The following is a 25911-nucleotide window of genomic DNA, read 5'->3' as shown; positions in this document are numbered from 1 at the left end:
TCGGCTCGGGGCGGACGATGTGCCTCAGGCCCCTTTGAAATTCGGTTTGCGCTTTTCCTTAAATGCGGCGACGGCCTCTTTGTGGTCGTCGCTGGTCCGCACAAGGGCGATGTGGGAACTGAGCGTATCAAGGTGGCTGTGCAGGTCGGTGTCCTCTGCGCCCAGAACCAGACGTTTGATAAACCGCACCGACAGGGGGGCGGCATCGGCGATCTGTTGGGCATAGGCGCGCACCTCATCGCGGAACGTGTCCGCGGGAAAGACACGGTTCACAAGGCCCAGCGACAGCGCCTCATCCGCATCCACCCAGCGCGAGGTCCAGAACAGGTCCAGCGCCGCCGACTTGCCAATAATCCGCGGCAGGAACCACGCCCCGCCAACGCCGGGGATCAGACCCATTTTCGCGTATGTCTCGGCCACCCGCGCATCATCGGCCATCAGACGCACATCGCACATCAACGCAACGTCCAGTCCCCCGCCAACAGCCATGCCGTTGATCGCGGCGATGATCGGTTTGTCGATCTCGGCCACCTTGCGCGCCAAGGATTGGGTGTTGGCCATCATGCCCGCCTTGGCCTGCAACGGGGTCTGTTCGGCCTTGTCCTTGAACTTGGACGTGTCGCCGCCTGCGGAAAAGGATTTCTCGGTGCCGGTAAAGACGATCACCTTGACGTCGTCGCGGGTCTTGCACTCTTCCAGCCACGCCACCCACTGACGCACCATGTCGTCGTGAAAGGAATTGCGCTTGTCCGGTCGGTTCAGCGTGATCGTCGCCACCCCGTTTTCGACCTCAAACAGCAGTTCATCTGACATGGATCAGCCCTCCGCGCGGCGTTTGTACATGATCGTCGCCTTCATGCTCTGGATTACCTCATCGCGCTGGTTGACGAATTCCCGCTTGAACGTGACCACACCGCGATCGGGCTTGGACGTTTCTTTCTTGGTCTCGACAATCGCGCGCATGTGCAAGGTGTCACCGTGTTTCACCGGCAAATGCATGCGCCATTCGTCGATCCCCAACAGCGCCAGCAGCGTGCCGTCATTCACGCCGGATGCGTATTGCAGACCGCCCATGATCGCATAGACCAAAGGCCCGTGCGCGATCGGTTCGCCAAAGGGCGTGTCCTTGCAATATTCGAAGTTGGTGTGCACCTCGTTGAAATCCCCCGACAGGCAGGCGAAATTCACAATGTCCGTCGACGTGACAGTGCGGCGCGGGGTCTCGATGACTTGGCCGATCTCGAAATCCTCGAAATACATGCCACGGGGTTCGGTCGTCATAATCAATCTCCGTCAGGTAATTCAGCGCGGTTCGGATGTCAGAACCGCTGTACAATGCGACGACAGGATGCCGCCTTCGCCATGGACAAGGGCGGTGGTCGCGTTCGGCGTCTGACGCTCGCCCGCGTCGCCGCGCAACTGGCGCACGGCCTCGATCACGCCCATCAGGCCACCGACCGCGCCCGCATGCGCATGCGACAGCATCCCGCCATGCGTGTTCACCGGCCGGCGCCCGCCAATCTGTGTGTCGCCTGCCGCAAAGACCGCGCCGCCCTCACCACGCGGTGCAAGGCCCAGTTCCTCCATCTCGATGATCGGCACGATCGAGAAACAGTCATAGAGCATCGCCACGTCAATATCGTCCGGCCCCAGACCCGCCATGCTATAGGCGCGCTGACCCGAGTGTTCGGCGCCGAAATCGGTCAGGCTGGGCGCGGCGATCAGGTGCTCATGGGTATGTGCCTCGCCGATGCCCGCCAGATAGACAGGCGTGCCCGACATGTCCGCCGCGCGTTCAGGTGTCGTCACAATGAACGCCCCGCCCGCATCCGAAATCAGGGCACAATCAAACAGGTTGAACGGGTCCGAAATCGGTTTCGCGTTCAGCACGTCATCGATGCTGAGTGGCTTTTTCATATGGGCGTTGGGATGTTTCAGGGCGTTCGCGCGCGTACTTACACAGACCGAGGCCATCTGTTCGCGCGTGGTGCCGTATTTTTCCATATAGGCATTGGCCACCAGCGCATAGAGCGAGGGAATACCAACGCCATAAGGGGCCTCGAAATAGGGGTGGCCCACGGCGGTCAGGGCGCCCACCGCTTCGTCCCGCGACATGCCCGTGGCGCGGTTTTCACCGGCACAGACCAGAACCACCTCGGCCTGACCCGTGTTCACGGCCTGTGCGGCGTGGTTCAACATCACCGTCGGCGACGCGCCCCCCGCGATCACAGATGCCGAATAGCGCGGCGCAATCCCAAGGTATTCCGCCAGAACCGAACCCAGCATGAAATAGGGTTCGGTAAAGGAATAGGCGGTCAACAGGCCGTCGATATCGGTGTGTTTGATCCCTGCGTCCGCAATGGCGCGGCGCGCGGCCTGCGCGTTCAGCCCAAGGCCCGTCATATGCGGCACCTTGCCGATTTCGCTCTCGCCGACACCAACGATGACCGCGCGATTTCGTAGAGTCATAAACCTGTCCCTCTGGTCACATGCGTTGGGCGGGTGGGCCGCACAATGTATGCCAAAGGCCGTGTGGTGCGGCGAAAATTTCGAGGGGCCGGTTTTGGCACGGGCGTTGCTTCTCTGGCCGCCAATCCCGTATCGTCGGTTCACGCCACGTGTCGGGCTATCGTGATCAACCAATTGCACCGGAGATTGCCCAGTATGGACGAAATGTTGCCCGAAGAAATCCCCGCGATCCGTGACTCGATCCGTCGTTTCATGGAGACCGAGGTCATTCCCGTAATGGACGACTATGAAGCGCGCGGCGAACTGCCTCGTGATCTGATCCGCAAGGCGGGCGAGGCCGGATACTATGGCGCGACCTTCCCCGAAGAGGTCGGCGGCAGTGACATGGGCTATCTGGCCGCCGCTGTCCTGATCGAAGAAATCGCGCGCATGGATGTGCGCTATGGCGGGTTCAACCAGAATGGAGGCAACTGTCCCGCCTGTATCTATCTGGGCGGCACCGAAGAGCAGATTAAAAAGTTCGTGCCCGATCTGCTGGCCGGTAAGACGGTCGGCATGATGGCCCTGACGGAATCCGGTGGCGGCTCGGATGCGGCTGGCGCGATGAAAACGACCGCGCGCCGTGAGGGGGACGTTTACAAACTGAACGGCTCCAAGATGTGGGCGACCTTGGGCGATGAATGCGATGTGGGCATTGTCCTTGCCAAAACGGATCCGGATGCGGGTGCGCGCGGCGTGTCGGCCTTTATTGTCGAGCCCAAGAAATACCCCGGCTACACGGCTCAGCCGATCGACGTCGGTCTGTCCAATTCCTTCCGTGTGTCGGCGGTCTATCTGGATGATTTCACCGTGCCTGCGGAAAACATGCTGGGCAAAGAGGGTGAGGGGTTCAAAATCATCATGCGCGCCCTGCAAGGTGGCCGCGCGGTGATCGGGGCCAAGGCCCTTGGCATCGCGATTGGCGCCTATGAGGACGCTGTGCAATACGCGAACGAACGTATCATCAAGGGGCAGCCGATCGGCAAATACCAGATGATCCAGAGCCAGATCGCCGAAATGGCTGTCGCGATTGAGGCAAGCCGCGCTCTGGTCTATCAAGCGGCCCGCGCGATGGACATGGATCTGCCGACCAACCGTATCGCGTCCATTGCGAAATTCCACGCCTCGACCACCGCGAAATTCTGTACCGATCAGGCGCAACAGATTTTCGGCGGCTATGGCCTAAGCAGCGAATACCGCATCGCGAAATACCGCCGTTATGCGGATCTGATGTTCACGGGCGAAGGCACGGCAAACGTGCAAAAGGTCCTGATCGCCGAAGACGCGCTGGGCTATAAGGTTGCCGACCGCCACCACGGTAAAACCGGCCTGCGGCAAATGGGTCGCGCGGCGGGATAAGGCGCCAAATCCACTAAGACAGCAAAGGGCGCCCATGGGCGCCCTTTTCCATTAGGTTCCACATCTGACCGCGGCGCAGACAGATGTAAGTGCGCCCTGTCCGAAATCCCGACATTTTCTGCCTCACTGCTGCGGTTTTCTCTGCCCGCTCTGGCTCTCGCTTTTGGCATAGGAAGTGCGTCCTCTGATTTCACCAGAAATAAGAGGAAACGCGCAATGACTGGACAGACCGCCGACACGGACATCAGGGACGACGCGCTCCCGTATCATGACCTGCCTGTCGTGCGTGGCGGTCAGACCTTCGGCATGCTGGACGGGTTGCGGGTGGTGGATGTGACCACCTCGGTCGCGGGGCCTTATGCGACGATGCTTTTGTCGGATTTCGGGGCCGAGGTGATCAAGGTCGAGCGCCCGCATGGCGATGACGCCCGTGCGTGGGGGCCGCCGTGGCTGGACCAACAGGCGCTGTGGTTCACCGCCGTCAATCGCAATAAGAAAAGCGTCGTGATCGATGCCCGCACGCCCGAGGGCAAGGCGGCGATGCTGGACCTGATCGCCAGTGCCGATGTCTTTGTCACCAACCAACCCCCGTCGGTGCAGCGCAAACTGGGGATGGACTACGCCTCGATCAAGGCCCTGCGTGAGGACATCGTCTTTGTCTCGATCACGGGGTTCGGCCTTGAGGGAGCGCGCGCCGATCTGACCTGTTATGACCTCATTGCCGAAGGGTATTCGGGCGTCATGGACATCACCGGCGCAGCCGACAGTGGCCCGCAAAAAATCGGTACGCCCGCTGCCGATATGCTGGCCGGTCAGGACGCGGCGATGGCCGCTATGGCCGCCTTGTTTGAACGTCATAAGACCGGCAAGGGCCACCTGATTGACGTCAGTCTGGTGGAAAGCATGACGCGTTTCCTTGCCTGCCGGATCTCGCCCTATCTGGGCGCGGGCGAGGTGCCTGCGCGCACTGGTGGCACCGACAGTGTGATCGCGATCTATCAACCCTTTGACACCGCCGATCTGCCCATGAACCTTGGCCTTGGGAACGACGGCATCTGGGCGCGGTTCTGGGATGCGGTGGGCGATCCGGACTATGCCGCGCGACCCGAATTCGCGACCAATGCCGACCGTCGCAAATGCCGCCCCGAAATCGTGGCCCGCATTCAGGAGATCCTGCTGACCCGTACGCGGGACGAATGGCTGTCCCTGATGGCCAAGGCCCGCGTGCCCGCTGGTCCGATCAACCGCGTTGATGAGGTCGCAGGTGATAAACCCCTGCAGGATCGCGGCCTGTTCTACACCTATGCCGAAGACGACCGGATGGTGCCCCAGATCGGTCTTGGCATCCGCATCAACGATCAGGTTGCCACAGCCCGATCCGCCCCCCCGCTACTGGGCGCACACACGGCCGAGGTTCTGTCCGGCCTGCCCAGCACCAAAGACCAACTTTGAAAAGATGACCGAAATGACCTTTACCCAGATCACCTATTCCGAAGACGGCCCCGTCGGGACCATCACCCTGAACCGTCCCGATAATGGCAACATGTTCACCGAAACCATGTGCCACGAAATCCGCGATTGCATCGAGGCGATCCGCCGCGAAACCCGCACCCGTGTGGTTGTCCTGACCGGCGCGGGTGACAAGTTTTTCTGCATCGGTGGCGAAAAGGACGGGATGGAAAAAACCAAGCTCTATGCCGGGACCTTGCCGACGCTGGAGATGTATGAGGCGATCGACAAGCTGCAAAAACCCGTCATCGCAAGCGTCAACGGCTATGCCGTCGGCGGCGGTAACGTGCTGCAGATGGTCTGTGACGTCACCATCGCCAAACAAAGCGCGGTCTTCCGTCAGGTTGGCCCGATGATGGGCTCCTTCGATGCGGGTTACGGCACGTGGTACCTTGAGGATCTGGTGGGCAAAAAGCTGGCCAAGGAAATCTGGTACGCCAACATCAAGATGTCCGCCGATTACGCCAAGGAAATCGGCCTGATCAACCGCGTCGTCCCTGATGAGGAACTGGCCGAAAAGACCCGCGAATTCGCCTTGGAAATCGCGGATCGTGGCCCGTTCGCGCTTGCTGCGATCAAGGGCGCCTTCAACGCCCGTCATGGCGGTGTGGGCGGTCTGTCGCGCGTTACCCATGACCTGTTGCTGACCCAATATCTGGGCACAGAGGAACAGAAAGAGGTGAACGCCGCCTTTAACGAACGCCGTTCGCCCGATCCGTCCAAATTCGGTCAGTAAGAGGCCCCCATGAAACCGTTTTTGACCCTGCACGATCCCGCCACAGCCCGTTCCTATTACGATCAGGGCCTCTGGCAGGACGACACGTTCTACACCCTGATGGCGCGTCACGCCGCCGAACGTCCCGACGCCAAGGCGCTTAGGGACGGGCGGGTCATTCTGGATTGGCGCGGGTTAAAGGCGCGGGTCGATGCGATGGCGGACTCGCTGCAATCTGCGGGTATTCACGCGGGCGACCGGATTTCGATCTGGATGTCGAACCGTGCCGAGGCGGTGGTGACTTTTCTGGCGTGTTCGCGTCAGGGGATTGCCTGCAACCCGTCCCTGCACCGCAGCTATACCTGCGGCGAAATCGTTGACCTGCTGACCGAGTTGAACGCCCGCGCCATCGTGACCGAAGACGGCTGGGGTGCGGACCGTAAGGCGCATGATTTCGGCGCGATGGTGGATGAACTGCCCTTTGTGAAACGCCTCTACACGCCGGACAACTTTCCCATGCACATCATGGGCGACGGGCAGACGATCCACACCAACCCCGATAGCATCGTCTATCTGGCCTTTACCTCGGGCACCACGGGCAAGCCGAAATGCGTCATGCATTCCTCCAATAGCCTGCTGGCCAATGCGCGTGATCTGGTGCGCGATTGGGGGCTGACGGAATGTTCGAAAATCCTGTCCCTCAGCCCGCTTAGCCATCACATCGCGTGGGTGGCGGTGGCGCAATGGCTGGTGTCGGGCGGTCTGTTCATCACCAATGATCCGCCTGCGGGCGTGACGCCGATGCAATGGATCGTGGAAACCGGCGCTACCTATGTTCTGGGGGTTCCGACCCATGCGATGGACATTCTGGCCGAACAGAAAAAGGCGGGTCTGGAACGTCTGGGACAGGTCGAAACGTTTTACATGGCTGGCTCGCCCATCCCCGAGGTGGTCGCCGAGGCCTTTGTCGATCAGGGGATCGCGCCCCAGAATATCTATGGCATGACCGAATGTTCGTCGCACCAATACACGCATCCGTCGGACCCCAAACGGGTCTGGATCGAAACCTGCGGGCGCGGTGGTCCGGCCTATGAGGTCAAAATCTGGGATCCCGAAAATCCCGACCAAGAGGTTCCGCGCGGCCAATCCGGTAATATCGGCGGGCGCGGCGCGGCGATGATGCTGGGCTATTTCGCAAACCAAGAGGCCACCGAAAAGACGATGAACCGGCACGGATACCTGTTGTCGGGCGATCTGGGGTCGCTGGACGCGGACGGGAACCTGCGGATTGAGGGCCGGATCAAGGATCTGATCATTCGCGGTGGCCATAACATTTACCCCAGCCGCATTGAATCCCTCGCCCTGACCCACCCCGCCGTGGAAAAGGTCGCGGCCTTTGGTGTGCCCGATGATCGTCTGGGCGAACGGGTCTGTCTGGCGATCATCGGCGATCTGCCTGCGGACGAGATGTTGGCGCATCTGGCGGCCGAGGGGCTGTCGAAATTCGACATGCCCGAATGGTACGCGGCGCTGGCCGAGTTGCCCCTGACGGCCAGCGGAAAAATCCTGAAACGAGAACTGACCGAGATGGTCAAGCGCGGCGATCTCGCCCCTGAGAGCGTGCGCTATGTCGAAAAGAAAGCAGTCTGAGATGACCGTAGAACTGACACAACAGGGGGACCTTGCGGTCCTGACCCTGAACCGTCCCAAGGCGCTAAATGCGCTGTCCTTTGCCATCCTGAAAGAGATCGGCGAGGCAATTGATCGTGTGGCCGATATGGATGTGCGCGCCCTGTTGATTACCGGTGCCGGTGACAAGGCGTTTTGTGCCGGGGCCGACATCAAGGAACTGCGCAACCGGTCTTTGGTCGATCAGAAACGCGGCGCGGAACTGGGACAGGCGGTGTTCGCAAAACTGGACCGGCTGCCGGTTGCGTCCATCGCGCTGGTGAACGGTTATGCCTTTGGCGGCGGATCGGAACTGGCGCTGGCCTGTACGTTCCGTTTGGCCACGCCCAACGCGATTTTCGGCCTGCCCGAGATCAAACTGGGCCTGATCCCCGGTTACGGCGGCACCCAGCGTCTGCCACGGCTGGTGGGAGAGGGCCGCGCGCTTGAGATCATCATGACCGGCCGCAACGTCCGCGCCGAAGAGGCCGCACAAATCGGTCTGGTCAACGCCGTGGTCGAGGGCGACCTGATGGAGGCCGGCACCGCATTCGCCGCCAAGTTCACCCGATACAGCCTGCCTGTTCTGGAACTGGCGCGGCGCGCGGTTCAACGCGCGTCCGACATGCCCCTGCATGAGGGCCTAGAGATGGAGGCGGACCTGTCGACGCTCGCCTACCGCACCAATGACGCCGAAGAGGGCATGGCCGCCTTTGAGGAAAAACGCGAGGCACAGTTCAAGGATGGCTAAGGGACAAATCATCGTAACCGGCGCATCCAAAGGGATCGGCGCTTCTATCGCGGCGGAACTGGATCGACGCGGGCACGACGTTGTGTGCCTGTCGCGCAGCGGCACGTCGGACGTGGGACACGCGATTGCCTGCGACATGACGGATGAGGACGCGGTGCGCGCGGCCATGGCCGACATCGGGGCGCGTGGCCCTGTGGCCGGACTGGTCAACAACGCGGGTGTTCACATCCTCGGGTCCATCGCGACGCTCTCGACCGAGGATTTCAACAAGACCTTTGCCCTGAACACCACTGCGGTGATGATCGCAGCGCGCGAGGTCTATCCGCATCTGCGCGAAAATGGCGGCATCATCGTCAACATCGGCAGCTTTTTCGACAAGCTGGGCGTGCCGGACAACCTTGCCTATTGCGCGTCCAAGGCCGCGGTTGCGGCGATGACGCGGTGCATGGCGGTCGAATGGGCCCGCGAAGGCATCCGCGTGATGAACGTCGCCCCCGGGTACATCGAAACCGACCTGAACCGTGATTTCCTTGCCCGTGAAAAGGTCAAGGCATGGATGGCCAGCCGCATTCCCGTCGGTCAGCCCGGCACCTCGGCGGACGTGGCCAAGCTGGTCTCATCGATCATGGATGAAAACATCAACTTTCTTACCGGCGAAACCATCTACATCGATGGCGCACAGGGGATGAACCACTGATGAATATGCTCGACAAAGTCATTGCCGCACGCAACTGGAACGACGAAGAACGCATGATCCTGGATCAAGTGCAGCGCATGACCGATGACGTCATCGCGCCCAACGCGGCCAAGATCGACGAAACGCATGAATTCCCGTGGGAAAACGTCAAGGCGATCAACGAACTGGGCCTGAATGCGATTTTCGTGCCCGAGGAATTCGGCGGTCTGCCGATGTCCTACAAGCTGTATCTCGAGATCGTGTCGATCATCTCCGAGGCCTGCGCCTCGACGGGCATCATCTATGCCACGAACTATCACGGGATGAAGCCGTTGATCGATTTCGGCACGGATGAACAGCGCGCGCGCCTGTTGCCCCGCATCGCCGAGGGCGGTCTGGGCGCGCTGGCCATCACGGAACCGAACGCGGGTTCGGATGCGACGGGTATGCGCACGACGTTCACCGAGGACGGCGATGACGTGATCATCAACGGGTCCAAGGTGTTCATCTCGAACGGCAACGTGGCCGACCTGTATATGCTGTTCGGTAAATGGAAAGGCATCGACGATCCCAAGGCGTCGATCTCGGCCATCATCCTTGAAAAAGGGGCGGACGGGTTCGTTGTCGATAAGGTCGAGAAAAAGATGGGCCACAACGGCTCGGCCACCTGTGCGCTTAGCTTTAACAACGTGCGGATGCCGCGCGCGAACCTGATGGGGAACCCCGGCGATGGTCTGCGCATCCTGCTGGCGTCGCTGAACAAATCGCGACCCTCGGTGGCCGCTCACGCCCGTGGGATCGCTCGTGCTGCCTTCCGCGACATGGTCGCCTATGGCAATGACCGCGTGCAATCGGGCAAGGCGATCTTGGACTTTCAGGGGAACCAGTTCACCTTGGCCGATCTGGCGTCTGAGCTGCTGATGGTTGAGCGCTGGATCGACTATGTGGCCGATATGGTCGATGGCGGCAGTACCGATTTTGGCATGGAAGCCTCGATCGCGAAAATGCGCGCCACCGATCTGGCGATGAAGATGGCACTAGAAAATGTCCAGTTCCATGGCGGCTATGGCTACATTCAGGAATACCGCGCCGAGCGCCTGATGCGTGACGCCAAGATCGGTCAGATCTGGGAAGGCACCAACCAGATTCACCGCCAACTGATCGGGCGCAGCTTTCGCAACAAAAAGCGGGGCTGACCATGACCGGCGCATTGGATGACCTAAAGGTTCTGGATTTCTCGACCCTTTTGCCCGGTCCCATGGCCAGTCTGTTTCTGGCCGATGCGGGGGCGCAGGTGATCAAGGTCGAACGCCCCGTGACGGGCGAGGACATGCGCGCCTATGTCCCCAAATGGGGCAGCGACAGCGTGAATTTCCATATGTTGAACCGTGGCAAGCAGAGCCTTGCCCTGAACCTCAAGGACCCTGACGCACGGACGGTTCTCGACCCGCTCTTGCGGGAGGCGGATGTGGTGATCGAACAGTTCCGCCCGGGCGTGATGGCGCGGCTGGGGCTGGGCTATGACGAGGTGCGCGCGATCAATCCCGATGTGATCTATTGCTCGATCTCGGGGTACGGACAGACGGGTCCCAAGGCCCTGCGCGCGGGTCATGATCTGAACTATATCGGGGATGCGGGGATGCTGGCCCTGTCCCATGGCGATCCTGAGCGCGCGGTTCTGCCGCCCGCGTTGATTGCCGACATTGCCGGTGGGACCTATCCCGCGCTGTTGAATATCCTGTTGGCGCTGCGGGCGCGCGACGCAGGCAAGGGCGGCGCGCATCTGGATATCTCCATGGCCGAAAACCTGTTCCCGTTCCTCTATTGGGCCATGGGTGAAGGTCAGGCCACCAACGCATGGCCCGGCAATGGCGATGCCTTGGTCACGGGCGGCTCACCCCGATATCAGCTCTATGCGACTGCCGATAACCGTGTTCTGGCCGCCGCCCCGATTGAGGACAAGTTCTGGGCGATGTTCTGTGACGCGATCGGTTTGGAGGACGGGTTGCGCGACGACACGGCCGATCCTGCGGCCACGCGCGATGCCATCGCCGCGATCATCAAGACACAGCCATCGGCCCATTGGCATCAGGTGTTTGAGGTCGCTGATTGCTGTTGCTCGATCGTGCGCACCGTGCAGGAGGCCATGCAGGACCCCCATTTCAGTGTGCGTGGCGTGTTTGATCGCCAACTGAGCAACGCCGAGGGCGACACAATCACCGCCCTGCCGACCCCGATTTCCCGCGTGATGGCCGCCGACCCTTCGGGGACGGACAGTGCCCCGCGCTTGGGTCAAGACAATGACGATTTGACGTCGGGCGCCTAAGGTACCGACAAGACAGGAGATTTCAACGTGAGCACGCAAATCAAAAAGGTCGCCGTATGCGGCGCAGGCGGAACCATGGGTGCGGGGATTGCGCTGGTCGCGGCGCGGGGCGGGTATCAGACCCTGTGCTTTGATCTGTCGGCGGATGCCTTGGCCCGTCAGCGTAAGGCGGCGCAAAAATTCTTTGACCGCTCTGTCGAAAAAGGCCGCATGACACCCGAGGCCCGCGACGCCGCCATAGCCAATCTGGTGGACACCACGGACCTGAACGATCTGGCCGATTGCGACATGGTGATTGAGGCGATTTTCGAAAACCTCGACGTCAAAAAGGACCTCTTCGCCAAGCTGAACGGTATCTGCAAGGACGAGACGATTTTCGCCTCGAACACCTCGACCCTGTCGATCACCCAGATTGCGGGCGGCTGTGGCCGCGAGGACCGCGTGGTCGGCATGCATTTCTGTCTGCCCGCGCAGGTGATGAAGCTGATCGAGATGTCGCGTGGCATCAATACCTCGGACGAAACGTTCAACACCGCATGGGCGTGGACCGAGGCCGCCGGACAGATTTCCGTCGAAACGCAGGACAAGCCAGGGTTCATCCTGAACGCGCTGTTGGTGCCGTTTAACAACGACGTCATTCGCGCGATTGAGGCGGGTCTTGCCACGCCCGAGGACATCGACACCGCGATCAAATCCGGTCTGGGCTACAAAATGGGGCCCTGTACCCTGTTGGATCTGATCGGTCTGGATACGCAGGTTCTGCTGGGTGAGGCGTTTTTCCCGATCACTCTGGACCCGCGCGCGGCGGTGCCGCCGCTGTGTCGGCGGATGGTTGCGGCGGGCAAGCTGGGCAATAAGTCCGGTCAGGGTCTGTTGACCGGTCTGACCCGCGAAAAGGCGACCGAGGCCCCGTCGTTCAGCATCGTTTCGGCTGGCAATAGCCGCTCGTTCCCCGACGGGTTTGACGGTGCGGTTGCCGGTGGTGACGTGACGATCCATCTGGGTGGTGGCTATGTGGCCGATGCGTCGAAAACCGCCGTTTTGGTCGAGCTGGACACCGAATGCCTTGGGGTGCACACCGGTGAGGACATGGGCGATGAGGGCAGCAACGCCGTCGGTTTTGCCCGCTATCGCAACGGGGATGATGCGCCCTCGAACCTGATCGAACTGGTGCGTCAGCCCAACACGACCGAGGACGCAATCAACGCCGCCCGCGCCGTGTTCGAGGTCGCCGGTTTTGACACCGTCGTATGCAAGGACCTTGCTGGTCGCATCGTCGATCGTCTGGTGCGCCCGAAATACAATGACGCCCTGCGTTTTCTGGACGAGGGTCTGGCGACGGCGGCCGATATGGACAAAACCTGTTGCATGGGGCTGGGCTATCCCGATGGCCCGATTGCGCGGGTGACGCGGGGCGGTCTGGCCCGTCATTATGACGTGTCCAAGGCCATTCAGGACATGACCGGTCTGGCAGGGTTCAATCCCGCCCGCCGCGCCGTGGTCGCCAAAGCCCGCCAAGGTGCGTCGTGAAGGCCCTGATCGTCAACGCGTTCACGGATTTCGATCAGGCCGTCGTCGGCGATCTGCCCGACCCCACACCGGGGCCGGGCGAGGTCGTTGTGGACATCCGCGCCTCGGAAACGAATTTTCCCGACATTCTGTATATCGAGGGCAAGTATCAGAAAAAGCCGCCCTTTCCCTTTTCCCCCGGTCTGGCCGGTGCAGGGATCATCATGGCGCTCGGAGAGGGCGTTGATCCGTCCATGATCGGGGCGCGCGTTTTGACGTTGCCCTCTTACGGGGCACATGCGGAACGGGTCGTGGCGCCTGCGAACTGGTGCTTTGCGATCCCCGATGACATGGATTTCGCGACGGCGGCGGCGTTCGGGTTGGTCTATCAGACCGCCTATTTCGCCCTGACGGCGCGCGGCCAGATCACGCGCGGGGATCGTGTACTGGTCCTTGGCGCGACAGGGGGGATTGGCATGGCGGCGATCCAACTGGCCAAGGCCCTAGGTGCGGGCACAGTGATTGCCGCAACCCGCGGGGCCACCGGCGGCGCGTTGGCGCGCGAAATGGGCGCGGATGTGGTCGTGGATGCGGCAATGGACAACCTGCGCGACGGTTTGCGCGACGCGGTGATGGACGCCACGGATGGGCACGGCGCGGATGTGGTCATCGACCCCGTGGGCGGTGATCTGACCGGTGCGGCCCTGCGCGCGATGGCGTGGTCGGGACGTTTGGTCGTCGTTGGCTTTGCCGCCGGATCAATTCCCAAAATCGCGGCCAACTATCTGTTGGTCAAAAACATTTCCGTCTCTGGCATTCAGTGGACCGACTATCGCGCCCGCCAGATTGAGCGCGTGCGCGATGCACAGGCCCATATGTTCGATCTGTGGCGGGACGGGGCGTTGGCCCCGAAAATCACGGCAACCTATCCGCTGGACGACTTTGCGGTCGCGCTGCGGGCGCTGGCGACGGGAACGGCCAGCGGCAAGATCATCCTGACAATGGGAGAGCAGACATGAGTGCAATCGCAAAGGACCGCGCCATCGGCGTTGTGGGGGCGGGAACCATGGGCGGGGGCATTGCGCAACTGGCCGCGGCGGCGGGACATCCCGTGATGCTTTATGATGCATTTGAGGGCGCTGCAGAGACCGGCAAGGCCCGCATCGCCAAGGGGCTGGAGAAGCTTGTCACGCGCGGCAAAATGACCGCCGAGGATGTGGCGAACCTGATGGGACGGATCACGGTTGTCGTTGCGCTGGACGATATGGCCGATGCGGCCATGGTGGTTGAGGCCATCGTTGAAAACCTTGACGTGAAACGCGAGTTATTCGCCGCGCTTGAGGGCATTCTGGCCCCCGACGCCATTCTGGGCACGAATACCTCGTCCATTTCGATTACCTCGATTGCGCGGGACTTGCGCCACCCCGAACGGGTTGTCGGCATGCATTTCTTTAACCCCGCGCCGGTGATGAAACTGGTTGAGGTGATTTCTGGCGTGGCCACATCGCCAGAGGTGGCTAAGACGGTGTTTGAAACCGCCGAAAGCTGGGGCAAGATCGCGGTCCATGCCAAATCGACACCCGGTTTCATCGTGAACCGCGTCGCGCGCCCCTATTACGCCGAGGCCCTGCGTCTGGTGGAAGAACAGGTCGCCGATGCGGCCACAATCGACACCTGTCTGACGGCGGGGGGCGGGTTTCGCATGGGCGCGTTTGCCCTGATGGATCTGATCGGGAACGACGTGAATTACACGGTCTGTAAATCCGTGTTCGATGCCTATTATCAAGAACCGCGTTTCCGCCCTTCGATTGTTCAGCTTGAGATGGTCAACGCCGGTCGTCTGGGCCGCAAAACGGGGCGGGGGTTCTTTGACTATGCCGATGGGGCGGAGGTGCCGACGGCCGCGACTGTCCGCGCAAGTACAGACACCGATGTCATTGACGATTTCGCGTTTGGGACCTCGATCACCGTGGACGGGGTGACGGTCCAGCCGACCGATGGCCGCCGTGCCGCCGCGATTGCCCGCGCCACGGGCACCCCGACCGTGGTCTATGACCATATCGCGGACACGGGCACGCATCTGGGCATCGCAACCTCGCCCGATGTGCCCGCCGCCGTGGTGGACCGGCTGGTCGCGACGCTGTCCGCGCGGGGCATTGCGATGACGCATTTGCCCGACTGGCCCGGCCTGATCGTGATGCGCACCGTTGCAATGTTGGCCAATGAGGCGTTTGAGGCCGTGATGCAGGGCGTCGCCGATGAGGCAGGCGTCGATGCGGCCATGCGGTTTGGCGTCAACTACCCCAAGGGCCCCATTGCATGGGCGCGGGAACTGGGTCTGAACCGCGTTCTGTCTACGCTGGATGCGATCCACGACCTGACGGGTGATCCGCGCTATCGTGCGTCGATGGGCCTGCGCATCGCGGCAGAGGCCTAGGGCGATTATAGGGCGCGGGGCCACTGGTTTCGGTGCCGCGCCCGCCCTAAGCTGTGCCCGACAACCGCCAAGGATCACCCGATGCCCTTTATCAAAAGCCTGCCCGAAAACGCCGGCCCGCCCGCCGTATTCAAGCAATACCCCGATATCTACGGCCCCTATTCCGAGATGAGTCAGGCCCTGATGAATGGCCCTTCCCCGCTCAGCAACGGCGAGCGGGAGGTCATTCTGGCCTTTGCTGCCGGTGCGATGGGATGCGGCTTTGTCCTGACAGGGCATAGTGAGGCCGCCTATGCATGGGGCGTAGAGCGCGGCACGCTGGACCGGCTGTTGGAGGACATCGACAGCGCGCCGATTGACGACAAGCTCAAACCGCTGCTGCATTACGTGCGCAAGCTGGCCGTTGATCCGAATGCGGTCACGCAGGCCGATGTCGATGCGGTGTTTGCGGCCGGTTGGGATGAACAGGCCCTGCATGACGCCATTGCAATTACGGGGCGCGCGGCGTTCATGCACCGTCTGGTTGCGGGGCACGGGTTCAATCCGTTGGACCCCGAGGTCGCCAAAAGCCACGCCGCCAAACGGGTCGAGCATGGCTATGTGAACATCTATAGCGCCTTTCGCAAACCCCGCTGATCCGTCCGCATTCCCGTCTTTGGCACGCCAGTTGCGAACCTGTTTTCCCGACACAGGATCGCCCTAGGGCCAGACGTTTGGAATAAGGAAACGACACATGACATTCAGCTCAGATGCACTTGCCGGTCGCGTCGCCGTCATTACGGGCGGCGGTGGCGGTATCGGCTTTGGTATCGCCAAGGCATTTGTCGCCGCAGGCGCCAAAGTGGTGATCGCCAGCCGCAACCAAGAGCGCCTTGATACAGCCGCGAGCGAGTTACGCGCGATGGGCGGGGATGTCACCACGGTACAGGCCGACGTGCGCAACTACGACGACGTCGAAGGCATCGTGAAAACCACACTGGACACCTATGGTGCGCTGGATGTGATGATCGCGAACGCGGCGGGGAACTTTGTTGTTCCATCGGCGGAAATGTCGCCCAACGCGTGGAAAACGGTGATCGACATCGACCTGAACGGCACGTTTTATTGCGCGCGCGCCGCCCATGGCGCCCTGAAGGACAGCAAATTCGGCGGTCGTTTTATTGCGATTTCGACGACCCGCGCGCTTGAGGGTTGGCCGGGGTGTGCCCATGCGGGTGCGGCCAAGGCGGGCATCATGTCCCTGATCCGGACATTGACCGGCGAATGGGGCAAGGACGGCATTCGGTGCAACACGATCGCGCCGGGCGCGATTGGCGACACCGAAGGCGTCAAGCGGATCTACGAGGACGCAGGCCGCAAGGCGAACGAACTGTCGTCGATCCCGCTGGGTGAATTCGGGAAAACCGTTGATATCGCGAATGCGGCTGTGTTCCTGTGTTCGGACGCCGGTGCCTATGTGGCCGGTGCCGATCTGGTGGTGGACGGGGGCCGCAACCGTGGCCGCGCAAGTCCCATCGTCAACACCCCTGCGAAATGAGGTCCCAGATGATCAAGAGCTATCCCCACGTCGAAACCGAACGTCAGGACAATGTCCTGATCATCCGTCTGGACAATGAGGCCGCGCGCAATTCCCTGACCCGTGAGATGCGCTATTCCCTGCGCGACATCACGCGCGAGGTGCAGGACGATTATTCGATCCGCGCGATTTACCTGACCGGTAAGGGTCCGACCTTTTGCGCGGGCGGTGATTTGCGGATGTTGACCGAACAGAAAACGGTCTTTGAAAAGCACCGCCGTTTCCGTCACGCGGCCACGTTCATGCCGCAACTGATGGCGCTGGATCGTCCGGTGGTCTGTGGTGTGCGCGGTGTTGCGATCGGGGGCGGGATGGGTCTTGCCTTGATGGCGGACACGATTGTCGCCGGTGACAGCGCCAAGTTCATGGCGGGCTTTTTCCGTCTTGGGGTGGTGCCGGATTGCCTGACCCTGTTCACGCTGCCGCGTTTGGTCGGTTTGGCCAAGGCGCGCGATTTCTTTTATTCGAACACCACGTGGGGCGCCCAAGAGGCGCTTGCCAACGGGGTCGTGTCCAAGGTCGTTGCCGACGATGACGTCGACGCCGAAGGCATCGCACTTGCGCATAAATACGCCTCTGGCCCCGCCGAGGTGATGGGGCTGGCCAAGACGATCATGCTGAAATCCTTTGAGAGCAGCATCGCCGAGATCATGGACTATGAGGATTACGCGCAGGTGATGGCGCAATCGGGTCCCGAGTTCGGCGAGGGTCTTGCCGCGCTGGTCGAGAAACGCAAACCGGATTACGCCGCCGCCGCTAAGGCCGAGGGTTTTTCCGATGGGATGCCGTCGTCGATGAAAGACGACGAGTAATATCAAAAAACCAAGAGAGGGTCAAAATGCAGGTTGGGTATATCGGGTTGGGGGTCATGGGCGGCGCCCTTGCAGAGCGTTTGTTGGTGTCACGACCCGTCAAGGTGTTCGACCTGAATGAGGCCGCGGTCCAGCGTCTGACACAAGCGGGCGCAACCACTGCCCCCTCGGCGGCGGGGCTGGCGCAGGACTGTGACGTGATCTTTTTGTGCCTGCCACGGTCGCGCGATGTGCGGGCGGTGATTTTCGGAGACAACGGATTGGCGGGCGGCCTGCGGCCTGGCACGATCATCGTCGATCAGACCTCGGGTGATCCGAACGAGACCCGCAAAATGGCCGCCGAACTGGCCGCGATGGACATTCGCATGGTCGATGCGCCCGTGTCCGGCGGGGCCGCAGGGGCAAAGGCCGGCACCATCGCAATCATGGTCGGTGGTGCCAAAGACACCGTCGCCGAACTGCGTCCGATCTTTGAACAGACCAGCCCGAACATCTTTGAATGCGGGGATATCGGTGCGGGACAGGTGATGAAACTGATTAACAATATGGTCAGCACCTGTAACCGTCTGGCGATGCTGGAAGGCGTCACTATGGGGCAACGCAACGGTCTGGACCTGTCGGTGATGTGTGATGTCCTGAACGCAGGCGGGGCACGCAGTAAGGCCAGCGAGAACATGTTGCCCGCGATCGTCGAGGGCGTGCCGGATAGCTTTTTCCTGTTGCAGCTGATGCTGAAGGATCTCAATCTTGCCGCCGCTCTGGGCACCGAAACCGGTGTGCCGTTGCAGTTTGGTCAACTGGCGCGCGGGATGTTGCAGGCCGCGTCCAATACACTAGGTCCTGAGGCGAACCTGTTCGACATCAGCGATTACATTGCCACCGAGGCAGGCACATCGTTCAAGCGCGCGACCTGACCGGCGCCCGTTTCCAAAATGAAAACGGNCGTCCGCCTTAACACGAACCTTGACGTTGTAATCGATCACCCGCTTCACAGGCACAAGTACCTTCATCGGCGCGTAACTCCCTTGGTCATTCAACAGCATTGGGTTGGTTAGTACCGTGTCCGCAAAATGGAAAACAGGCCAAAATCGACATCCTACAACCTTTGGACGCCGCGTTCTGATAGTTTATCTGGCGTGATTGCGCTAACGCGGCGTGAGGGGCGGTGCGGAAATTTCCAAATAACTTCCGCAGCGTAAGGCAAATTGTCAGGCGCGGCAGGGAATCACTTTGCGGGTGCGGCAATTTTTCGGTGTGGATCAGTCGCGGTTTGCGCCCGGCACCCACAAAACATCGTCCGCGCCGTTGTTATTGGCCACGCGGGCCGCGACGAAAAACCAGTCCGACAGGCGATTCAGGTATTTCACTGCGTGCGGGTTCACGTCATCAACGGCGGCCAGTTCCACCGACAGACGCTCGGCGCGGCGGCTGACGGTGCGGCACAGATGCAGATGCGCGGACAGGGCGGTGCCGCCGGGCAGGATAAAACTACGCAAGGGCTCCAAATTCGCGTTCATCGCGTCGATTTCGGCCTCAAGCCGTTTCACCTGCGCCTCAACCATGCGAAGGACGGGGTATCCCGCCTGATCGTCCTGATCGCGGTCGGGGCGGCAGAGGTCCGCGCCAAGGTCGAACAGGTCGTTCTGGATGCGCGACAGGGCGGCGTCCATGTCGCCCTCGGCATGTAGGCGGGCCATGCCCAAGGTGGCGTTGGTTTCGTCCACGGTGCCGTATGCCTCAACCCGCGGGGCGTATTTCGCAACGCGCGACCCGTTGCCCAGTGCGGTTTCACCGGCGTCGCCGGTCCGTGTGTAAATCTTGTTCAGGACGACCATAGAACCCTCGTCGAATTAGCGGCGCAGCAGGACAAAGATCAGGATCAGGGCAATCGCGACCGCCTGCCCGTAAATCCGATAGCGCATCAGGCGGTTGCCGTGCTTGCGGTTGAAGTCACCGCCCTTGGCAAAGCCGCCGATCCCCAACAGCAAAATAAACACGACAGCCAAACAGGCCACCGCGACCACGAGAAACAGGGGGTCATCTAACAACATCGCTTGTCCTTTCACAGTCTCTGGGGACATAGCGGGCCGCATTCAAAAAGCGAACGAAAAAATTGTCGCGTCACCCTTTGGCGATCAGCCAGTCCAGCAGGCGGGTCGGTAGAATGCGGCGGGCAAACCCCATCAGATAGGTTGGCGTCGTCACATAATAGCGCGGTTTGGGGCGGGGGGAGGCCACGGCGTGCAACAGCTTTTCCGTCACCGCCGAGGCAGGCAATTCAAACCGGTCCGGCCCGCCGTCTTCATACAGACGTTTCAGCAATTGGGTTTCGTATTGATCCTTGCGCGCCGAATTGCGCCAGTCGATCCATTTGGTGAAATGCGGGATCGCGTTCACACGGATACGGGATGTGACGGGGCCGGGCTCGATCAGGATCACCTTGATGTCCGTGTCCCGCATCTCAAGCCGCAGGGTATCGGTCAGACCTTCCAACGCGAATTTGGTCGACACATAGGCCCCGCGCCATTTCAGCGGCACCAGACCCAGAACCGAGGAATTGTTGACGATCCGCCCGTGCCCTTGGGCGCGCATCACGGGGATCACCCGCGCGGTCAGGTCGTGCCATCCAAAAACGTTCGTCTCGAAAATAGACCGCAACGCGCCGCGCGGCAGGTCCTCAACCGCGCCGGGACAGGCAAATGCCCCATTGTTGAACAGCGCATCCAGTGTGCCCCCGGTCCGGCGCAGGCATTCGGCCAGCGCGGCCTCGATCGAGGCCTCATCGGCATAGTCGAGCACAAAGCTCTCCAACCCCTCGTCGATCAGGCGCTGAACATCGCGTTCCTTGCGGCAGGTGGCAAAGACACGCCATCCCTTGGCCTTTAGGCCGTGTGCCGCGTCATATCCGATGCCCGACGAGCATCCGGTGATCAAAATGGATTTCTGTACCAAAACAAACTGCCCCGAATTTTTCCGGCACTTTACGGGCCAGAGAAATCCGGAGCAAATGCAGTTTTTGTGAAGCTTAGGACGCGGGGCGCAAATAGCGGCCCGACATGAACCCGCGCGTGCCCGAGTCAGTCACGATCAGTTCGACCCAGCCATTGTCGACCTCACCCACGGCCTGGACATTTGTGCCGCCGATCAGGGTGTCGAGCACCTGATAGGACGTGCCCGGACCGCTGCGCATGTTCACGGCGCTGGCGGTGACAACCATGGCCGTGCCGACGGTGGGTTCGGCGGATTTGGTGGACACGACGGGTGTGTCGGCGGGTTTCGGCGCGACGGCCAGCGCATATCCCTTGGGCGCATCGGGCTTTTTGACCGTCATCAGGGTTGGCGCGTCATCGCCAAAGCTGACGATGCGCACGGGCACGGTGGCGGGTGCGGTCGGTGCCTTGGTGGTTTCAGGGAAAAACGCCACGGGTTTCGGACCCTCGGGGAACAGATCGGACCACGAGAATGCGAACCAATCGTTGTCGATTTCATCCCCAGCAGCAGCACCGGTCAGCGGAGCAGTAGCGGGCGAAAATTCGGCGCGGGCGGTGGCAGCCGTCGCATCCGGAGACTCGGCCGCAGCCATGACTATATAGAGGCCGGCACACAGGCCGAACACGTAACGGAACATATCACTTCCCCAAGTGGCAGAATTTGGTCGCTTAGTTGTTAAGACAACCCTTTAGCGAGCGATCGGTTCCCCCTCGCGGGGAAAAAAACGGGGAATGGAACCAGAATGCTTGTCGTGTCTGTGACGCGCGGCTATCACAACCCCTATGAACGATGTGACCGACGACCCCCAAATGGGCGACCCTGATCTGTCTGAACCGCTGCGCCGTGCGATTGGCGAACGGTATCTGACCTATGCTTTGTCGACGATTATCGACCGTGCGCTGCCGGATGCGCGGGACGGGCTGAAACCTGTGCACCGCCGAATCCTGTACGCGATGCGCGAATTGCGTCTGTCGGCGACCAGTGGTTTCCGTAAATCCGCCAAGATCAGTGGCGACGTCATGGGTAACTTTCACCCCCATGGCGAGGCCGCGATTTACGACGCGATGGCGCGTCTGGCACAGGATTTCAACGTCCGCTATCCGTTGGTGGACGGGCAGGGGAACTTTGGCAACATCGACGGCGATAACCCCGCCGCCAGCCGATATACCGAGGCGCGCCTGACCGCGATTGCCGAATCCCTGATGGAGGGGTTGACCGAAAACGCGGTCGATTTCCGCCCGAACTATGACGCGACGCTTGAGGAGCCTGTGGTTCTACCGGCGGCGTTTCCGCATCTTTTGGCCAACGGGTCCAGCGGGATCGCGGTGGGCATGGCGACCAACATCCCGCCCCACAACATCGACGAACTGATCGGTGCCTGCCTGCATCTGATCAAGACGCCCGATGCGCGCGACGAGACGTTGTTGAACTATATCCCCGGTCCGGATTTCCCGACCGGTGGCACGATTGTCGAGCCGCGCGAGAACATCGCCGAGGCCTATCGCACGGGGCGCGGCGCGTTCCGCTTGCGCGCGAAATATGAGGTTGAGGATCTGGGCCGTGGTCAGTGGCAGATCGTCGTCACCGAAATCCCCTATCAGGTGCAGAAATCGCGTCTGATCGAAAAGATCGCCGACCTGATCCAGACCAAGAAAATCCCGATCCTTGGCGATGTGCGTGACGAATCGGCGGATGACGTACGTCTGATCATCGAGCCCAAGTCCAAAAACGTGGACCCCGAGGTTCTGATGGGGACGCTGTTCCGTCAGTCCGATCTGGAAATCCGGTTCAGTCTGAACCTGAACGTGTTGATCGACGGGCGCGTGCCCAAGGTCTGTAGCCTCAAAGAGGTGCTGCGCGCGTTTCTGGACCACGCCCGTGACGTCCTGTTGCGCCGGACCCAACACCGCGTCGACAAGATCGACCACCGGCTAGAGGTTCTGGGCGGTCTGATCATCGCGTTTTTGAACCTTGATCGCGTGATCGACATCATCCGCTATGACGACGACCCCAAGGCCGCGTTGATGCGCGAGGATTGGTCGCGCAAAACACCGCGTGCGCGGGATGAGGACGATTATGTCTCGCCGCCCGCCGGTGCGGGTGAGTTGACCGAGGTTCAGGCCGAAGCGATCCTGAACATGCGTCTGCGCAGCTTGCGCCGTCTTGAGGAAATCGAACTGGTTCAAGAGCGCGATGCGCTGATGGCTGAGCGCGCAGAATTGACTGCGCTGTTGGGCGATGAAGACATCCAGTGGACCAAAATTTCCGAACAGCTTCGCGATACCCGCGCCAAGTTCGGCAAGAAATCCGTCGGGGGCGAGCGCCGCACCCAATTTGCCGAGGCGACCGAGATCGAAGAGGTCCCGTTGGAGGCGATGATCGAACGCGAACCGATCACGGTTGTCTGTTCGAAAATGGGCTGGATTCGCGCGATGAAGGGGCATGTCGCCCTTGATAGCGCGATGAAGTTCAAGGACGGCGATGAGGGCCGGTTCGTGTTCCATGCGGAAACCACGGACCGTCTGGTTTTGATCGGAACCAACGGGCGATTCTACACGCTGATGTCCTCGCAATTGCCGGGCGGTCGTGGGATGGGCGAACCCGTGCGTCTGATGGTCGACCTGCCGAACGAGGCCGACATCGTGGACCTGCAAATCTTCCGTCCCGACGTGAAATTGCTGGTGGCCTCGTCCGCCGGTGACGGGTTCATCGTCGCCTCCGATGACGTGATGGCGCAGACGCGGACCGGCAAACAGGTTTTGAACGTCAAGGGCGACGTGGTTCTGCAGGTGTGCAAACCGGTTGCGGGCGATCACGTGGCCTGTGTCGGCGAGAACCGCAAGGTTCTGGTGTTCCCGATTGAAGAACTGCCCGAAATGGGCCGTGGCAAGGGTGTCCGCCTGCAGAAATACAAGGACGGGGGCCTGTCCGATGCGACGACGTTCAACCTCGCCGACGGGCTCAGCTGGAAAGATCCGGCGGGTCGAACGCGGACCGAGACCGAGCTTGCCGAATGGACGGGCAAGCGGGCAGGAACCGGACGTATGGCGCCGCGCGGCTTTCCGCGGGACAATAAATTCAACTGATCGCCGGATCGAATGAGGGCTGACCGATGACAAAACTCTATGCGCTTGCCATTGCGGGTGTGCTGGTGGTGGCGGGGTGTGCCGCGCCCGAGCAGTTCATCGAAGCCCCCGTTGAACTGGGTGACTTTCACCTCGGCTATAACGTGGTGATCGCGGACAACGCCCAGAAAATCCCACCCTCGCGCGATGCGACGCCCGAGGAATGGGAGGCCCTGCTGACCGCCGAAATCGACGAACGTCTGGGCCGGTATCAGGGTGGCAAATATTACCACATTGGGGTCAGCGTCGATGGCTTTGCCTTGGCCGTGCCGGGGGTGCCCGTGGTGCTGGCGCCGAAATCGGCGGTGGTTTTGTCGGTGAACGTCTGGGACGACAGCAAAAACATCAAACTGACTCCCGAACCCAAGCGTCTGACCGTGGTCGAGACCCTGTCGGGTGAAAGCGTCATCGGAACCGGCTATACCCAGACCCGCGAAGAACAGTTGGACAATCTGGTGTTCAATGCGGCTAAGGCCTTGGAAGATTACCTGAAATCCAACGCCGACACATGGTTCACCGAGGGGCCGTTCACCCCCGAAGGCCTGCCGCCGCTCAAGGATATCAGCGGCCTGTTGAGCCCGGGCGAAGGTCCTGAGATTACCGAAGGTGAACCGGTTTCAGCCCCCGCCGATGGGACCTGATGACACAGGGGTGAAATCGGAATGCGCATTTGCGCAAGACATGCTTGATTTTCTCGCGCTCAACCAATAATTAGCCCGCGATGTTGAACTGGGCCATGGTGGCCCCTGAACACGACGAGGCGCCTGGATTATGGCAAAGGAAAAGTTTGAGCGTAGCAAACCGCACGTAAACATCGGCACGATTGGTCACGTTGACCACGGCAAGACGACTCTGACGGCCGCGATCACCAAATACTTTGGTGACTTCAAAGCGTACGACCAGATCGACGGCGCGCCGGAAGAGAAAGCACGTGGCATCACGATCTCGACCGCTCACGTTGAGTACGAGACCGAAGGTCGTCACTATGCGCACGTCGACTGCCCCGGCCACGCTGACTATGTTAAGAACATGATCACCGGTGCTGCGCAGATGGACGGCGGTATCCTGGTTGTGAACGCTGCTGACGGCCCCATGCCGCAGACGCGTGAGCACATCCTGCTGGCCCGTCAGGTTGGCGTTCCGGCTCTGGTTGTTTTCCTGAACAAAGTTGACCAGGTTGACGACGAAGAGCTGCTGGAACTGGTTGAGATGGAAGTTCGCGAACTGCTGAGCGAATACGACTTCCCGGGCGACGATATTCCGATCATCGCTGGTTCGGCTCTGGCCGCTATGGAAGGCAACAACCCGGAAATCGGCGAAGAGAAGATCAAAGAGCTGATGGCTGCTGTGGATTCGTACATCCCCGAGCCCGAGCGTGCGATCGACATGCCGTTCCTGATGCCGATCGAAGACGTGTTCTCGATCTCGGGTCGTGGTACCGTTGTGACCGGTCGTGTTGAGCGTGGCGTGATCAACGTCGGCGACGAACTGGAAATCATCGGCATCAAAGACACCCAGAAGACGACCTGTACCGGCGTTGAAATGTTCCGCAAGCTGCTGGACCGTGGTGAAGCTGGCGACAACATCGGTGCTCTGCTGCGTGGTATCGACCGTGAAGCTGTTGAGCGTGGTCAGGTTCTGTGTAAGCCGGGTTCGGTTACGCCGCACACCAAGTTCGAAGCTGAGGTCTACATCCTGACCAAAGAAGAAGGTGGCCGTCACACGCCGTTCTTCGCGAACTACCGTCCGCAGTTCTACTTCCGTACGACTGACGTGACCGGCACCGTTGAACTGCCTGCTGGCACCGAGATGGTTATGCCCGGCGACAACCTGAAGTTCGTTGTTGAGCTGATCGCACCGATCGCCATGGAAGAAGGTCTGCGCTTCGCGATCCGCGAAGGTGGCCGCACCGTAGGCTCCGGCGTCGTATCCAAAGTCGTCGACTAATC

The 25911-nt window shown here is 61.0% G+C and carries 25 protein-coding genes; 18 read left to right on the top strand and 7 right to left on the bottom strand.

Going from position 1 to position 25911, the window contains the following annotated elements; all coding sequences use genetic code 11:
* Positions 1-24: 24 nt before the first annotated feature.
* Genes R1W00_RS11530 through R1W00_RS11520 form a run of 3 tightly spaced genes read right to left on the bottom strand, consistent with a single transcriptional unit; the run spans position 25 to position 2469 of the window.
* On the bottom strand, positions 25-813 hold the full coding sequence (locus R1W00_RS11530) for an enoyl-CoA hydratase/isomerase family protein (RefSeq protein WP_317262881.1): 789 nt from the start codon (positions 811-813) through the stop codon (positions 25-27).
* 3 nt (positions 814-816) lie between these two features.
* The gene (locus R1W00_RS11525; protein ID WP_317262880.1) at positions 817-1281 is read right to left on the bottom strand and encodes a MaoC/PaaZ C-terminal domain-containing protein; all 465 of its coding nucleotides are present in this window, start codon (positions 1279-1281) and stop codon (positions 817-819) included.
* A 21-nt stretch (positions 1282-1302) separates the two neighbouring features.
* Positions 1303-2469: a thiolase family protein gene (locus R1W00_RS11520; RefSeq protein ID WP_317262879.1), complete on the bottom strand. Its 1167-nt coding sequence runs from the start codon at positions 2467-2469 to the stop codon at positions 1303-1305.
* A 195-nt stretch (positions 2470-2664) separates the two neighbouring features.
* Here R1W00_RS11520 and R1W00_RS11515 point away from each other — a divergent pair, with 195 nt between their 5' ends.
* The 15 genes from R1W00_RS11515 to R1W00_RS11445 all read left to right on the top strand — a co-directional run bounded on the left by R1W00_RS11515 (position 2665) and on the right by R1W00_RS11445 (position 18760).
* Complete coding sequence (locus tag R1W00_RS11515) at positions 2665-3867, top strand: acyl-CoA dehydrogenase family protein (RefSeq protein ID WP_317262878.1); 1203 nt, start codon at positions 2665-2667, stop codon at positions 3865-3867.
* 216 nt (positions 3868-4083) lie between these two features.
* Positions 4084-5319, top strand: a complete 1236-nt coding sequence (locus R1W00_RS11510) for a CoA transferase (protein WP_317262877.1) — start codon at positions 4084-4086, stop codon at positions 5317-5319.
* 13 nt (positions 5320-5332) lie between these two features.
* Positions 5333-6112 carry an enoyl-CoA hydratase-related protein gene (locus tag R1W00_RS11505; protein WP_317262876.1) on the top strand — a complete coding sequence of 260 codons (780 nt, stop codon included), beginning with the start codon at positions 5333-5335 and terminating at the stop codon, positions 6110-6112.
* Positions 6113-6121: 9 nt separating this feature from the next.
* A complete protein-coding gene (locus tag R1W00_RS11500; protein WP_317262875.1) occupies positions 6122-7741 on the top strand; it encodes a class I adenylate-forming enzyme family protein in 1620 nt (539 codons plus the stop codon).
* A gap of 1 nt (position 7742) precedes the next feature.
* Complete coding sequence (locus R1W00_RS11495) at positions 7743-8510, top strand: enoyl-CoA hydratase/isomerase family protein (protein ID WP_317262874.1); 768 nt, start codon at positions 7743-7745, stop codon at positions 8508-8510.
* Entirely contained in the window at positions 8503-9207 is a 705-nt protein-coding gene (locus R1W00_RS11490; protein ID WP_317262873.1) for an SDR family oxidoreductase, read from the top strand. Before R1W00_RS11495 ends, R1W00_RS11490 begins: the two co-directional genes overlap by 8 nt.
* Positions 9207-10382, top strand: a complete 1176-nt coding sequence (locus R1W00_RS11485) for an acyl-CoA dehydrogenase family protein (protein ID WP_317262872.1) — start codon at positions 9207-9209, stop codon at positions 10380-10382. Before R1W00_RS11490 ends, R1W00_RS11485 begins: the two co-directional genes overlap by 1 nt.
* Positions 10383-10384: 2 nt before the next feature.
* Positions 10385-11512 (top strand): CaiB/BaiF CoA-transferase family protein, encoded by a 1128-nt coding sequence (locus tag R1W00_RS11480; RefSeq protein ID WP_317262871.1) that lies wholly within the window; start codon positions 10385-10387, stop codon positions 11510-11512.
* A 27-nt stretch (positions 11513-11539) separates the two neighbouring features.
* Complete coding sequence (locus R1W00_RS11475) at positions 11540-13042, top strand: 3-hydroxyacyl-CoA dehydrogenase NAD-binding domain-containing protein (protein WP_317262870.1); 1503 nt, start codon at positions 11540-11542, stop codon at positions 13040-13042.
* Positions 13039-14040 (top strand): NADPH:quinone oxidoreductase family protein, encoded by a 1002-nt coding sequence (locus tag R1W00_RS11470; RefSeq protein ID WP_317262869.1) that lies wholly within the window; start codon positions 13039-13041, stop codon positions 14038-14040. The genes R1W00_RS11475 and R1W00_RS11470 overlap by 4 nt, the downstream gene beginning before the upstream one ends.
* A complete protein-coding gene (locus R1W00_RS11465) occupies positions 14037-15458 on the top strand; it encodes a 3-hydroxyacyl-CoA dehydrogenase NAD-binding domain-containing protein (RefSeq protein WP_317262868.1) in 1422 nt (473 codons plus the stop codon). Before R1W00_RS11470 ends, R1W00_RS11465 begins: the two co-directional genes overlap by 4 nt.
* A gap of 81 nt (positions 15459-15539) precedes the next feature.
* Positions 15540-16094, top strand: coding sequence for a peroxidase (locus R1W00_RS11460; protein ID WP_317262867.1), 555 nt, complete (start codon positions 15540-15542; stop codon positions 16092-16094).
* A 97-nt stretch (positions 16095-16191) separates the two neighbouring features.
* Positions 16192-16995: an SDR family oxidoreductase gene (locus R1W00_RS11455; RefSeq protein ID WP_317262866.1), complete on the top strand. Its 804-nt coding sequence runs from the start codon at positions 16192-16194 to the stop codon at positions 16993-16995.
* An 8-nt stretch (positions 16996-17003) separates the two neighbouring features.
* Positions 17004-17846, top strand: a complete 843-nt coding sequence (locus R1W00_RS11450) for an enoyl-CoA hydratase/isomerase family protein (RefSeq protein WP_317262865.1) — start codon at positions 17004-17006, stop codon at positions 17844-17846.
* A gap of 26 nt (positions 17847-17872) precedes the next feature.
* Positions 17873-18760 (top strand): NAD(P)-dependent oxidoreductase, encoded by an 888-nt coding sequence (locus R1W00_RS11445; protein WP_317262864.1) that lies wholly within the window; start codon positions 17873-17875, stop codon positions 18758-18760.
* Positions 18761-19105: 345 nt separating this feature from the next.
* On the opposite strand, the gene R1W00_RS11440 is transcribed toward R1W00_RS11445, so the two are convergent.
* The 4 genes from R1W00_RS11440 to R1W00_RS11425 all read right to left on the bottom strand — a co-directional run bounded on the left by R1W00_RS11440 (position 19106) and on the right by R1W00_RS11425 (position 21474).
* A complete protein-coding gene (locus R1W00_RS11440) occupies positions 19106-19681 on the bottom strand; it encodes a cob(I)yrinic acid a,c-diamide adenosyltransferase (RefSeq protein ID WP_317262863.1) in 576 nt (191 codons plus the stop codon).
* Positions 19682-19696: 15 nt separating this feature from the next.
* Entirely contained in the window at positions 19697-19894 is a 198-nt protein-coding gene (locus tag R1W00_RS11435; RefSeq protein ID WP_317262930.1) for a twin transmembrane helix small protein, read from the bottom strand.
* Between the two features lie 73 nt (positions 19895-19967).
* A complete protein-coding gene (locus R1W00_RS11430; RefSeq protein WP_317262862.1) occupies positions 19968-20798 on the bottom strand; it encodes an SDR family oxidoreductase in 831 nt (276 codons plus the stop codon).
* A 73-nt stretch (positions 20799-20871) separates the two neighbouring features.
* Positions 20872-21474, bottom strand: coding sequence for an SH3 domain-containing protein (locus R1W00_RS11425; protein ID WP_317262861.1), 603 nt, complete (start codon positions 21472-21474; stop codon positions 20872-20874).
* 145 nt (positions 21475-21619) lie between these two features.
* Here R1W00_RS11425 and R1W00_RS11420 point away from each other — a divergent pair, with 145 nt between their 5' ends.
* From R1W00_RS11420 to tuf, 3 genes are all read left to right on the top strand, one after another.
* Positions 21620-23923 (top strand): DNA topoisomerase IV subunit A, encoded by a 2304-nt coding sequence (locus tag R1W00_RS11420; protein ID WP_317262860.1) that lies wholly within the window; start codon positions 21620-21622, stop codon positions 23921-23923.
* Positions 23924-23949: 26 nt separating this feature from the next.
* Entirely contained in the window at positions 23950-24603 is a 654-nt protein-coding gene (locus R1W00_RS11415; RefSeq protein WP_317262859.1) for a hypothetical protein, read from the top strand.
* Between the two features lie 130 nt (positions 24604-24733).
* Complete coding sequence (gene tuf, locus R1W00_RS11410) at positions 24734-25909, top strand: elongation factor Tu (RefSeq protein WP_317262858.1); 1176 nt, start codon at positions 24734-24736, stop codon at positions 25907-25909.
* Positions 25910-25911 lie beyond the last annotated feature (2 nt).

This window comes from Rhodovulum sp. FJ3, assembly GCF_032918305.1.
GTDB lineage: Bacteria > Pseudomonadota > Alphaproteobacteria > Rhodobacterales > Rhodobacteraceae > SAT37.
Note: the sequence above shows the minus strand (reverse complement) of the source record. Positions and strands in the feature narration are given on the sequence as shown.